This is a genomic window from Enterobacter cloacae complex sp. P13B (assembly GCF_014895915.1).
GTDB classification, from domain to species: Bacteria; Pseudomonadota; Gammaproteobacteria; order Enterobacterales; family Enterobacteriaceae; genus Enterobacter; species Enterobacter bugandensis.
The window spans coordinates 76,366-89,044 of the sequence record NZ_JADBQN010000012.1 but is presented as its reverse complement, the minus strand read 5'-3'; the positions used below and the strand labels follow the sequence as shown (position 1 = coordinate 89,044).

The 12,679-nt window shown below is 58.5% G+C and carries 9 protein-coding genes and 1 pseudogene; 4 read left to right on the top strand and 6 right to left on the bottom strand.

Annotated elements, in window-relative coordinates:
- Positions 1–118 precede the first annotated feature (118 nt).
- From IM273_RS22720 to IM273_RS07540, 6 genes and pseudogenes are all read right to left on the bottom strand, one after another.
- Positions 119–847, bottom strand: a pseudogene (locus IM273_RS22720) (filamentous hemagglutinin N-terminal domain-containing protein); the annotation flags it as partial.
- Between the two features lie 95 nt (positions 848–942).
- Positions 943–2,640 carry a ShlB/FhaC/HecB family hemolysin secretion/activation protein gene (locus tag IM273_RS07560; protein ID WP_126327162.1) on the bottom strand — a complete coding sequence of 566 codons (1,698 nt, stop codon included), beginning with the start codon at positions 2,638–2,640 and terminating at the stop codon, positions 943–945.
- 182 nt (positions 2,641–2,822) lie between these two features.
- Positions 2,823–3,776 (bottom strand): GlxA family transcriptional regulator, encoded by a 954-nt coding sequence (locus tag IM273_RS07555; protein ID WP_193050895.1) that lies wholly within the window; start codon positions 3,774–3,776, stop codon positions 2,823–2,825.
- 26 nt (positions 3,777–3,802) lie between these two features.
- Positions 3,803–4,582 (bottom strand): MBL fold metallo-hydrolase, encoded by a 780-nt coding sequence (locus IM273_RS07550; RefSeq protein WP_193050897.1) that lies wholly within the window; start codon positions 4,580–4,582, stop codon positions 3,803–3,805.
- Positions 4,583–4,704: 122 nt separating this feature from the next.
- Positions 4,705–5,505 carry a lipoprotein NlpA gene (nlpA, locus tag IM273_RS07545; RefSeq protein WP_193050898.1) on the bottom strand — a complete coding sequence of 267 codons (801 nt, stop codon included), beginning with the start codon at positions 5,503–5,505 and terminating at the stop codon, positions 4,705–4,707.
- A 147-nt stretch (positions 5,506–5,652) separates the two neighbouring features.
- Complete coding sequence (locus IM273_RS07540; RefSeq protein ID WP_193050899.1) at positions 5,653–6,072, bottom strand: GNAT family N-acetyltransferase; 420 nt, start codon at positions 6,070–6,072, stop codon at positions 5,653–5,655.
- 186 nt (positions 6,073–6,258) lie between these two features.
- On the opposite strand from IM273_RS07540, the gene IM273_RS07535 reads away from it, so the two are divergent.
- From IM273_RS07535 to IM273_RS07520, 4 genes are all read left to right on the top strand, one after another.
- Complete coding sequence (locus IM273_RS07535; protein WP_028014987.1) at positions 6,259–6,828, top strand: TetR/AcrR family transcriptional regulator; 570 nt, start codon at positions 6,259–6,261, stop codon at positions 6,826–6,828.
- 148 nt (positions 6,829–6,976) lie between these two features.
- A complete protein-coding gene (locus IM273_RS07530) occupies positions 6,977–8,098 on the top strand; it encodes an efflux RND transporter periplasmic adaptor subunit (RefSeq protein ID WP_193050900.1) in 1,122 nt (373 codons plus the stop codon).
- Positions 8,098–11,208, top strand: coding sequence for an efflux RND transporter permease subunit (locus tag IM273_RS07525; protein WP_063155224.1), 3,111 nt, complete (start codon positions 8,098–8,100; stop codon positions 11,206–11,208). Before IM273_RS07530 ends, IM273_RS07525 begins: the two co-directional genes overlap by 1 nt.
- The gene (locus IM273_RS07520; protein ID WP_193050901.1) at positions 11,208–12,572 is read left to right on the top strand and encodes an efflux transporter outer membrane subunit; all 1,365 of its coding nucleotides are present in this window, start codon (positions 11,208–11,210) and stop codon (positions 12,570–12,572) included. Before IM273_RS07525 ends, IM273_RS07520 begins: the two co-directional genes overlap by 1 nt.
- Positions 12,573–12,679 lie beyond the last annotated feature (107 nt).

The window sequence follows — 12,679 nt, the reverse complement described above, 5'->3', positions numbered from 1 at the left end:
TGAGGGTCACCCCCACGCCATTCGCGGCGATCGATCCGCTGGCCACGCTGTTCGTGACCGTCAGTTTCCCGCCCGCATCAAGCTGAATGTCCCCCTGGCGCGCAGTGAGGTTGCCGAGATTTACCCCAACACCCTTCTCGCTGGAGACCAGGCGGATACGGTTGGCATACATCCCGCCGAGCGCGCCGGTATCCACGGCCACTACGGGTGCAGCCCCCTCACCGGCAATCGGCTTAACGCTTCCATCTGCGCCAACGCGGTTCGCACCTGCCGTCACCTTCAGGTCGTTCGCGTGAATCGCGGCGTTCACCTCCGTTGCGCGCGCAATAATCGACAGCGCGTCGCTCTTGCTGGCGTCCAGCCCCTGGCCTTCAACCGTGATGGCCCCTTTCGTTACATCCAGCGCCAGCAGGTTACCGTTAGCGTCAAACTGCGGTTTACCCGTGGTCAGCGTGGCGTTGGGGGTGTTGATAAACCCGCATCCGTTACAGGTGATCCCGTACGGGTTAGCCACCATGACGTTTGCCGCCTTACCGGCAACTTCCGTGTAGCCCTGCAGCTGGGAGCGGCTGGCTCCCGTGACTTCGTTGATGATGCCTTTCGCTTCCCGCCCGGCCTGCAGGTTGGGGTTGTTCTGGATAAGCCCGCCCAACTGGGTCTGGGTTAAACGGTCGGTACCGTTGTTGAGGATAAGCCCCTCTTTGCCGACGTTGTAATCCTGGAACTGGTTATGCGAAATGCCCGCCCCGTTCGGCGTGGCGATATTGATGACCGGAACCCCGTTCCCCGCCCGATCCACCGTGGTCTGCCCGGTCGGCGTAAGCGCCGCCGCGACGGCAGGTGCCATCGGTTGCCAGACCATTAAGCCGCAGACAATCCAGCTGATCAGACACTGTGAGAAACGAACGGGTGGGTGACGGGTATCCATAGTCGTAGAGTCTCTTAAAGCATGAAGGCAATGCGCCAGTTAACGCTCACATGATCCGGGCCAAGCCAGTCGGGGTAGTGCAGCGGCGTGCCGACTGAAACCTGGCTGCTGTACCAGCGCCCTGCGCTGCTCAGCCCCACAGAGGCCCCCCATAACGTGCCGGAGGCAAAGCGGTCCTGACGGTCTTTTTCCAGCCAGCCGCCGTCAACGGCGATCGTTGCGTTCACCGCGCCAATCACCGGGAGGGTGAAGAGGGAATACCCCAGCTCGTTACGCCAGTAGCCGCCGTTATCCCCGGACAGATACTGCTCTTTAAAACCGCGCACGGAGCTTTCCCCGCCGAGCGTCAGGCGCTCGGAGCCGTAGAGCCGGTCGGGCGACCACTGGCCGTAGGCGCTGGTCAGCCACCAGGCGTTACGGGCGACGGGACGCTGGAAGCTGGCGTTCAGGCTCCATTTGCGGAATTCTGCCCGCGGCATATCGCCGGATTTACCTTCGTCGGTTTCGGCATTGAACCACGGCATGCCGTGGCTCCAGGTCGGGTTGAAGGTCGCCACACCGCCCAGCATTTTTTGCGTGTGGGTAACCCCGAGGATCAGGCTGGAGAGATTGCGCGTGCTGCTCTGAAGCGGCGCGTCGTTAAGCCAGTTACGGCTTGAACGCTGAACCACGCCTGCCGCGATACCGGTTTTCACATCCCCGTTGCGGAAAACCACCCACGACGCGTTGACGCGGTGGGTTTTGGTATCGCCCGTGGAGAGCCAGTTGAACCCCTGGTTATTGATGGTGGTTCGGTAGTTGCTCCAGGCGTAGCTGTAGTCCAGCAAGCCATAGCCAAACGGCACGCTGACGCCCGCCTGGAAATTCTGCGCATCGTACGCGCTGGCAAAATCACTGCTGCGCCCGCCGCTGACAAACCATTTATCCGCCAGCCCCAGCATATTGTTGGCGGTGAGCACACCGTTAAGCTGGTTTTCACCGGTGCTCTTCTGCCCGCTATTATCCAGGCTTACGGATGCGCTTAAGGGAAATTCCGGTTTTGCCGTGAGATTAACAATCGAATATCCAGCCTGCGTCCCCGGCAGAATTTCAATCTGAACCGGCTCGGCGCGCAAACGGTTTATTTGCTCCATGCCCTGTTCGATGTCGCGTAAATTAAGGATGCGCCCCACCCGTCCCGGAAACGCCATTTTCAGCATCCGCGGCGTTTCACCTTCCAGGCGAATCGCTTCCAGCCGGCCTTCCAGCACAACAATATTCAGCTGACCGCCGGACAGATCCTGCTCGGTAAGAAAGGCGCGGCTGGTGATATATCCCCGGCTGATATACCAGTCGGAAATATGGGCCAGAAGCTCCGTTATTTTCGCCATATTCAGACACTGGCCCTGCCACGGCGCAACAAGTCTATGCTGGTTTTTTGGGGAGATTAAGGTCGCGCCGGAAAGCGTAATATTGTTAATGGTGAAACAAGGCCCGGAGCCGGTAACAGGCCGTGGTCTGGCGGATTCGGGAAGGGGAATACTGCGCTCCAGCTCTTCACGCTGCTGCTGGTTCTGGAGTAAAAGCTGCTGCTGTTGCTGTTGAATGGCATCGCGATCGGCTGGCGACAGCGGCGCAGCGTGAGCGCTCGCTGAAAAAAGCGCAGCCAATAAGATAGCAACGGCATAATTTACAAATGAAATTATTCTAATTTTTATTTCTGAGCTATTCATCCATGCCACAAGGTTATTTCGCAATTATAATAGTCGCAATATAAGAGCATTCTTAATGCGAGTATATGTGATTTGCGTTATGGCACATTAAAAAGAATATTATTTCAGAAAATTGCGAGCTCGATTAAGAAAATAAGAGAAATATTTAACTTACCCTTCAATGAAGAGTTAGCCGTAATAAATTAAATATGCAGGCGAAACGTTTTTCGCCATTCAGCAGGGCTCACCCCAAAGCGCGCCTTAAACTGCTGTCGCCAGGTGACAGCGGAATTAAATCCCACCAGCTCCGCCACGCTCTCAACGGGCATATTTCCGGCTTCAAGCAAAATCTGGCTGCGTCGCAGGCGTTCGGCGGTAAGCCAGTCGGCGACGCTCATCCCCGTGGCTTTAATAAAATGGCGGGTCAGCGTGCGGCGGCTCATCGAAACCACCTCCGCCAGAGAGTCCAGACTATGCGGTTCGGTGATGTGCTGCTGCAGGTAGTCGATCAGGCAGTTAATACGTGCGTCACGGGTGTCTTTCGGAACCGGCTGTGCGATGAACTGCGCCTGCCCGCCCTCGCGATGGGGCGGGACAATCATTCGACGGGCAATCTGGTTGGCGACGACGCTGCCAAAACGCTGGCGAATGATGTACAGGCAGCAGTCCAGCGCAGCCGCGGTACCGGCAGAGGTGATGATATTGCCGTCATCCACGTAGAGGGCATTGATATCCAGCTGGACGTTCGGAAAGAGCGACTGGAAGTGATGTTCAAACTCCCAGTGGGTGGCGGCCCGTTTACCGTCGAGGATCCCCGCCCAGGCCAGCACAAACGACCCCAGACACAGGCCGACAATTTCCGCGCCGTTGTCTCTCGCCAACACCAGGCTGTCGAGCAGCGCCTGAGGCGGCCGTTCAAGGACGTGCTGCCAGTAAGGAACGACAACAATGTCGGCCTGCCCGATGGCGGTGTAATCCTGCGTGGCGTTGAGGGCAAACCCGTCTTTTGAGGTAAGAAACCCCGGCGTTTCGGCGCAGATCGTCACGTTAAAGCGCTTTTCGCCGGAGACCGAATCACCAAACAGAATGCAGGGAACGGAGTAGTGGAACGGGCTGAACCCGTCTACCGCGACAATCGCGACGTTGATTAGCGACATCTGTCTCTCCTTTCCCGTTAACGCACTCAGAATATAACGGTTTCGCCATCCTGGGGAATGCTCACCACATCGCTCACCTGGTTGGCTTCGACGTACTCACGCAGCGCGCTGCGGGTCAACAGGCAGTGGTTAATCGCCTCCATGTGGCTCGCGACGATTTTAGCCTGCGGCAGCAGGAAATGGACGTTAAGTACATCTTCCTGTCCCATAATAATGGGCCCAAAGCCGATGACGTGGGCATAACCGGCGTTCAGTTCCACCACATCTGGCTGGTGTTTTTGCAGATCGGCCGCCACCTCTTCGCGCCAGATGGTATCCCCGGCAAGATAGAGCGTCTTCTCATCAGGATGACGCAGCACCACGCCACAGGCCTCGCCCAGCCGCTCCGCCAGCTCCGGCACGGCGTATGCGCGGTCGGTCCCGTGCTGGCCGCCGTGGGTTTTCGTAATCTGAATATCGCCGAAGAAGGTCGCGTCGGTCATGACCGTCAGGTTGCTAAACCCCTGGCTGCGCAGCAGCGCGGCGTCACGATCGTTTTGCACGTAGATCGGTTTGTCTTTGGCGATCAGCTCTGCCGCGGTGCGATCCCAGTGATCGTCATGGGTATGGGTAACGATCACCGCGTCAGCGTCCAGCAGCGTATTGACATCGACGGGGAGTTCGACCGTCGGGTTACGGCGTTCGGCATGCGCCGTACCGGGAAAGCCCGGATAAGCGCCTTTCGGGGCCAGCATCGGGTCGATTAAAAGGCGTTTTCCGGCGTAGGTAATTAGCAGGGTGGCATTGCGAATTTGGGTAATGTTCATGGGCTATCCTCCGGTTGGTGTGATAAGGAGGATAGCCAGCCGTCACAATTGGTGCTGTGGGCTAAAGGGCGATTACCGATGGTATCGGGCCATTTTCATCACCGCGTTTTCTGCCGGCACCTTTACCAGCCTAGCACCGCCCCGCCGTTGAAGATCGTCTCTGCCGCTTTCGCCACTTCCGGTGACTGATAGGACTGAATAAACGCCTTCACGTTCTCCGCGTCTTTGTTGTCTTCGCGCGTCACCACGATGTTCACGTACGGCGAGTTTTTGTCTTCAATAAAGACGCTGTCATGCACCGGCGATAGCCCTGTTTGCTGAATATAGGTAGTGCTGATGATGGCGACATCCACTTTCGGGTCATCCAGCACGCGCGGCAGCTGTGCCCCTTCCAGTTCCATGATTTTCAGCTGCTTAGGGTTGGCGGTAATATCCAGCGCCGTCGGCAGCAGCCCGGTGTCCGGCTTCAGGGTGATGAGCTTCTCTTTTTGCAGCAGCAGCAGCGCGCGGCCAAGGTTGGTCGGATCGTTTGGAATGGCGATAGTCGCCCCGTCCTTCAGGTCAGAGACGGATTTGATTTTGCGGGAATAGCCGGCCATCGGGAAAACAAAGGTGTTCGCCACGGCCACCAGCTTGTAGCCATGCGCCTTGTTATCTTCTGCAAGGAACGGGCGATGCTGGAAGACGTTGGCATCCAGCTCTCCCTGGTTAGTGGCATCGTTGGGCAATAGCGAGCCGCTGAAGCCGACCAGCTCCACGTCCAGGCCATATTTTTCTTTTGCCACCTTTTTGGCGACTTCCGCCACGTCCTGTTCAGCGCCGTTGATGACGCCCACTTTTATGTGTTTGGCATCGCTGCCACTTTGATCGCACCCTGCCAGCAGCAGGCCAGCGAGAACCAGAGCACCCAATCGACGTTTCACGAGACAGTTCCTTTTGCTGAATGTTGTAGTGACTATATCGACAACGAGGCGGTGAAATAAAAAACGAAAAAGAATCAATAAGAAGGATAAGTTATATGCGGGTATGGCCGGGTGACGCTGCGCTTACCCGGCCTACGGATTCAGAGCTTAAAGGGCTTTCGCCAGGTAATGTCGCTGCATGCCCGGGTACGGATAATCCTGCAAAGACATCTGCAGCTGGTACCCCTGTTTTTCATAGAACGGACGCGCCTGGAAGCTGACGGTATCCACCAGCGCATGCTTGCAGCCTTTGCGTCTAGCTTCATCTTCCGCCGTTTTGATAAGCTGGCTGCCCACGCCGGTACCCCGCACGGTGTCGCTGACCCAGAGAAAGTCGATATTCAGCCAGTCGCCTTTACGCACTCCAATGAGCCCGCCGAGCATGACGCCTTTATCGTCTCGTACATAAACGCCAATGTCGCCGCTAAAGTTTGTCAGATCGATAAACTGTCCGTTATAGGCTCTTAACCCCACAAATAGCTCTTCTTTTTCTGCGGGTGTTACATTATCTGTTATGCTCAGGTGCATATTCCTCTCCTTATTTTCCGCGCAATTTGAATATCTCACAGCTTAACCTTCATAAAAACTCCTAATTTCCTCCTTTTTTTTAATACAGAAACATTCACTCAATAACTAAATAAAAAAAGCCTTTCCAATACGCACCCAAAACGTATACTGAGAACGATCATTCTCACTTTTACACGGTAGACGGCGATGAGCACAAAGCTGGAAGAACGACAAAAACAACGTCAGGACGAAATCATCACCGCCGCGCGTCGCTGCTTTCGCGCCAGCGGATTTCACGCCGCCAGCATGTCGCAAATTGCCAGTGAGGCGAAGCTTAGCGTCGGGCAAATTTACCGTTATTTCAGTAACAAAGACGCGATTATTGAAGAGATGATCCGCCGCATTATCGACTCACGCATCGAAGGGATGCAGGACAAAACGGTGGTGGAAGGGATGCCACAGGCGCTCGCCTGGCGTCAGACGCTCAACGAAGACGATGATGCGTTGATGCTCGAAATGTCTGCCGAGGCGACCCGTAACCCGCAGGTGGCGGCCATGCTGATCGCAGCCGATGCCCGGATGTTTACCAACGCCTGTGCGCACCTGAAAAAACAATTTCCCCATCTGAGCGATGAACATATTCGCTGCTGCGTGGAAATTACCGCGGTGATGATCGAAGGCACGATTTACCGTCGACTCGCGCCTTTAAAAGTACCGTCAGAACAATTAGAGCCTATCTATCAGAATATTTTAAATATGCTTTTCTCTGCGAAGTAATCGCATGTGAATAATTAGCGGGAATAAGTAATTTCCCAAATTAACATTTCCGGCCATGCCGGAGATGCGGTATCGCTGTGCCTTTAAATAGCCCCCCTCCCTGTTGATCCTTTAACAGGGCAGGCATCGTTCACCCTGGAAAAAGATTATGAAAACCATAACAACCTCCATCGCGGCATTACTCCTCCTGACCGGGTGCGATAATGCGCAAACATCTGCTCCCCAGCATCCTCTTCCGGATGTGGGGATTGTCACCCTCATGAGCCAGCCGGTCTCCGTCGTCAGCGAGCTCACGGGCCGCACCACCGCCGCCATGAGCGCCGAAGTGCGCCCGCAGGTGGGCGGCATTATTCAGAAGAGGTTGTTCACGGAAGGCGATACCGTGAAGGCCGGACAGGCGCTGTATCAAATTGACCCTTCCAGCTACCGCGCGGCGTTTGATGAAGCCGCCGCGGCGCTGAAACAGGCCCAGGCGCTGGTGCAGGCCGACTGCCAGAAAGCCCAGCGCTATGCGTATCTGGTGAAAGACGACGGCGTGTCGCGTCAGGACGCAGAAGACGCGAAGTCCACCTGCGCGCAGGACAAGGCCAGCGTTGAATCAAAGAAGGCCGCACAGGAGAGCGCGCGCATTAACCTCAACTGGACCACCGTCACCGCGCCGATTGCCGGACGCATCGGCATCTCCTCCGTCACCCCCGGCGCGCTGGTCACCGCCCAGCAGGATACCGCGCTCGCCACCATTCGCGGGCTGGACAGCATGTACGTCGACTTAACCCGTTCCAGCGCCGATCTGCTGCGTTTACGCAAGCAAACCCTTGCCACCAATAGCGATACGCTAAGCGTGTCGTTAATCCTCGAAGACGGCAGCACCTACAGCGAGAAAGGCCGCCTGGCGTTAACCGAAGTGGCGGTGGATGAATCAACCGGCTCGGTCACGCTGCGCGCCGTCTTCCCGAACCCGCAGCATCAGCTCCTGCCGGGCATGTTTGTCCGCGCCAGGGTGGATGAAGGCGTCATGAGCGACGCGATCCTCGCGCCGCAGCAGGGCATCACCCGTGACGCCAAAGGCTCCGCTACCGCTCTGGTGGTCAATGCCAGCAACAAGGTCGAGCAGCGTCAACTGGAAACGGGTGACACCTACGGCGACAAATGGCTGGTGCTGAGCGGGCTGAAGGCAGGCGACAGGCTGATTGTGGAAGGTACTGACAAAGTCACCGCCGGGCAGGAAGTGAAGGCCGAAGAGATGAAAGCCAACGGAGGAAACGCCTGATGTTTTCCCGTTTCTTCGTGCGTCGCCCGGTCTTTGCCTGGGTTATCGCTATTCTTATCATGCTCGCCGGGATGCTGGCCATCCGCACGCTGCCGGTCGCGCAGTACCCGGACGTTGCGCCGCCGTCGATCAAAATCTCCGCCACCTATACCGGTGCCTCCGCGCAGACGCTGGAAAACAGCGTAACGCAGGTGATCGAGCAGCAGCTGACCGGGCTGGATAACCTGCTCTACTTCACCTCCACCAGCAGCTCGGACGGATCGGTGAGCATTACCGTCACCTTCGAGCAGGGCACTGACCCGGACACCGCTCAGGTGCAGGTGCAGAACAAAGTCCAGCAGGCGGAATCGCGCCTGCCCACCGAGGTGCAGCAGTCCGGGATCACCGTCGAAAAATCCCAGAGCAACTTCCTGCTGATCATGGGCGTGTACGATAAAACCGACACCGCCAGCAGCTCGGATATTGCCGACTGGCTGGTGAGTAATATGCAGGATCCGCTGGCGCGCGTGGAAGGCGTCGGGAGCCTGCAGGTGTTCGGGGCGGAATACGCGATGCGCATCTGGCTCGACCCGGCGAAGCTGGCATCCTACTCGCTGATGCCGTCCGACGTGCAGAGCGCGATTGAAGCGCAGAACGTGCAGGTCTCCGCCGGTAAAATCGGCGCGCTACCCTCGTCGAACGCCCAGCAGCTGACCGCCACCGTCCGCGCCCAGTCGCGCCTGCAGACGGTGGATCAGTTTAAAAACATCATTGTGAAGAGCCAATCCAACGGCGCGGTGGTGCGCATCAGCGATGTCGCCCGCGTGGAGATGGGTAGCGAAGATTATACCGCCACCGCGAAGCTCAACGGCCACCCGGCGGCGGGTATGGCAGTCATGCTCTCACCGGGTGCGAACGCGCTCAACACTGCGACGGCGGTGAAAGACAAGATTGCCGAGTTCAAAAAGTCGATGCCGGAAGGCTACGACGTGGCCTACCCGAAGGACAGCACCGAGTTCATCAAGATCTCCGTTGAGGACGTGATTCAGACCCTGTTCGAAGCCATTGTCCTCGTGGTGGTGGTGATGTACCTGTTCCTGCAAAACATCCGCGCGACGCTGATCCCCGCGTTGGCGGTACCTGTCGTTCTGCTGGGTACCTTCGGCGTGCTGGCGCTGTTCGGCTACTCCATCAATACCCTGACGCTGTTTGCCATGGTGCTGGCGATAGGGCTTTTGGTGGATGACGCCATCGTGGTGGTGGAAAACGTCGAGCGTATTATGCGCGACGAGGGGCTGCCCGCCCGGGAAGCCACCGAGAAATCGATGGGCGAAATCTCCGGCGCGCTGGTCGCCATTGCGCTGGTGCTCTCTGCGGTATTCCTGCCGATGGCCTTCTTCGGCGGCTCCACCGGGGTGATTTACCGTCAGTTCTCGGTCACCATTATTTCGGCGATGTTCCTCTCCGTGGTGGTGGCGCTGACCCTGACGCCCGCGCTCTGCGGCTCGATTCTGAGCCACACGACGCCGCACAAAAAGGGCTTCTTCGGCGCGTTTAACCGCTTCTATAGCAGGACCGAGCGCGGTTATCAGAACAAGGTGCTGCGCGCTCTGCGCCGTTCCGGCGGCATGCTGGTCATCTACGCCCTGCTCTGCGGCGCGATGGGCTTCGCCATGCTTAAGCTGCCGGGCAGCTTCCTGCCGACGGAAGACCAGGGCGAAATCATGGTGCAGTACACCCTGCCAGCCGGCGCGACGACGGTACGTACCGCCGAAGTCAGCCGCCAGGTGCGCGAGTGGTTCCTCACCAAAGAGAAAGCCAACACCAACGTGATCTTCACCATTGAAGGCTTCAGCTTCAGCGGCAGCGGCCAGAACGCCGGGATGGCGTTTGTCTCCCTGAAGAACTGGTCAGAGCGTAAAGGCGATGCAAACACGGCTCAGGCCATCGCCCTGCGTGCCACGCAGGAACTGAGCACCATCCGCGATGCGACCATCTTTGCGATGACGCCGCCTGCGGTGGACGGCCTGGGCCAGAGCAACGGTTTTACCTTTGAGCTGATGGCCAGCGGCGGCACCGACCGCGATGCGCTGCTGAAACTGCGTAACCAGCTGATTGGCGAAGCCAACCAGGACAGCTCGCTGCACGCCGTGCGCGCCAACGATCTGCCGCAGATGCCGCAGCTTCAGGTGGATATCGACAACAACAAGGCCGTGTCGCTGGGGCTGTCCCTGAGCGACGTCACCAACACCCTCTCCAGCGCCTGGGGCGGGACCTACGTGAACGACTTTATCGATCGCGGCCGCGTGAAAAAGGTCTACATCCAGGGCGACAGCGACTATCGCGCCGTGCCGTCCGATCTCAACAAATGGTATGTGCGCGGCAGCGACAGCACCATGACCCCGTTCTCCGCCTTCGCCACCACCCGCTGGGAGTATGGCCCGGAAAGCCTGGTGCGCTACAACGGCTCGGCGGCGTATGAGATACAGGGCGAAAACGCCAGCGGCGCGAGCTCCGGCACGGCGATGAGCAAAATGGAGCAGCTGGCAAACAGCCTGCCGTCCGGCAGCACCTGGGCGTGGAGCGGTTTGTCTTTGCAGGAAAAACTGGCAAGCGGTCAGGCGATGAGCCTCTATGCCCTTTCCATTCTCGTGGTGTTCCTGTGCCTGGCGGCGCTGTATGAGAGCTGGTCGGTGCCGATTTCGGTCATCCTGGTGATCCCGCTTGGGGTGCTGGGTGCGGCGCTTGCGGCCTCCCTGCGCGGCTTGAGTAATGACGTCTACTTCCAGGTGGCGCTACTCACCACCATCGGCCTGTCGTCGAAGAACGCCATCCTGATTGTCGAGTTTGCCGAAGCCAAAGTCGCAGAAGGTTACTCCCTGACGCGCGCCGCCCTGCGTGCCGCCCAGACGCGTCTGCGTCCCATCATCATGACGTCGCTGGCGTTTATCGCAGGGGTGACGCCGCTGGCCGTTGCAACCGGTGCCGGTGCCAACAGCCGCGTGGCAATTGGTACCGGCATTATCGGCGGAACGCTGGCCGCGACGCTGCTGGCGATCTTCTTCGTCCCTTTATTCTTTGTACTGGTGAAACGTCTGTTCTCCGGTAAACACGCGAACCGGAGGTCATAATGTTTCGTGTCACTGTTTTAGCGTTAGCCCTGCTGAGCGCAGGGTGTGTGTCGTTAGACCCTACCTATCAACGCCCGGACGCTCCCGTCCCGGCGACCTTGCCCGGCGCGCACGGCGAAGCCACCGCCGTGGTGAGCCAGTGGCAGCAGGTGATGAACGACGCGAGGCTGAAAAGCGTGGTGACGATGGCGCTGAACAGCAACCGCGACGTGCAAAAAGCGATCGCGGATATCGACGCCGCCCGCGCACAGTACGGTGAAACGCGCTCGTCCCTGTTTCCGACGGTGGACGCCGAGCTGAGCCACACCCGCAGCCGCACGCTGGCAAGCGGTGTTGCGACAAGCGACGAAGCCAACGGCGCGGTCTCCAGCTTCGAGCTGGATCTGTTTGGTCGCAACCAGAGCCTCTCCCGCGCCGCGCGTGAAACCTGGCTTGCCAGCGAGTTCACCGCGCAGAACACGCGCCTGACGATGGTTAGCGAGCTGACCACGGCCTGGGTGACGCTGGCGGCGGATAACAGCAACCTGGCGCTGGCGAAATCCACAATGGAGAGCGCGGCAAACTCGCTAAAGATTGTGAAGCGCCAGCAGGAAGTGGGCGTCGCGGCGGCTACGGACGTCAGTGAAGCGATGGCGGTTTACCAGCAGGCGCGCGCCAGCGTGGCGAGCTACCGGACGCAGGTAATGCAGGATAAAAATGCCCTCAATCTGCTGGCGGGCGACACGGTGCCGGACAACCTGCTGCCCGGTACGCTGGAGAGCCTGAGCAACAACGCCATCACGCTGATCCCGGCGGGCGTCAGCTCCAGCGCGCTGCTGCGCCGCCCGGACATTCAGGAAGCGGAACATAACCTGCTGAGCGCCAACGCCAATATCGGCGCGGCGCGCGCCAACTTCTTCCCGACCATTTCACTGACCGCCAGCGCGGGCGTCGGCAGCGACTCGCTCTCCTCCCTGTTCAGCCACGGGATGAAGGTCTGGTCATTCGCGCCGTCCATCACCCTGCCGCTGTTCAGCGGCGGCAACAATCTGGCGCAGCTGCGTTATGCAGAAGCCGAGAAAAAAGGGTTAATTGCGACCTATGAAAAAGCCATCCAGAGCGCGTTTAAAGACGTGGCCGACGCGCTGGCGCGCCGTGAAACGCTCAGCGAGCAGCTTGATGCCCAGCGAGAATACGTGGCGGCCGAGCAAAAAACGCTGGATGTGGCAACGCGCAGCTATAAGGCGGGCGCGGGGGATTATCTGACGGTACTGACCGCGCAGCGGTCGCTGTGGTCGGCGCAGGAATCGCTGATTGCGCTGCAGCAAACCGACCTGGAGAACCGCATCACGCTGTGGCAGTCGCTGGGCGGGGGGATCCAGTAACCTTATCGGTGGGCGATTCTCATGCGCAGAAAAGAGAAAATCATACTTTCGACTGGAATCGCTACACTGAATGTAACGATATATTTCATGGGAAGCCTGTGACGTCT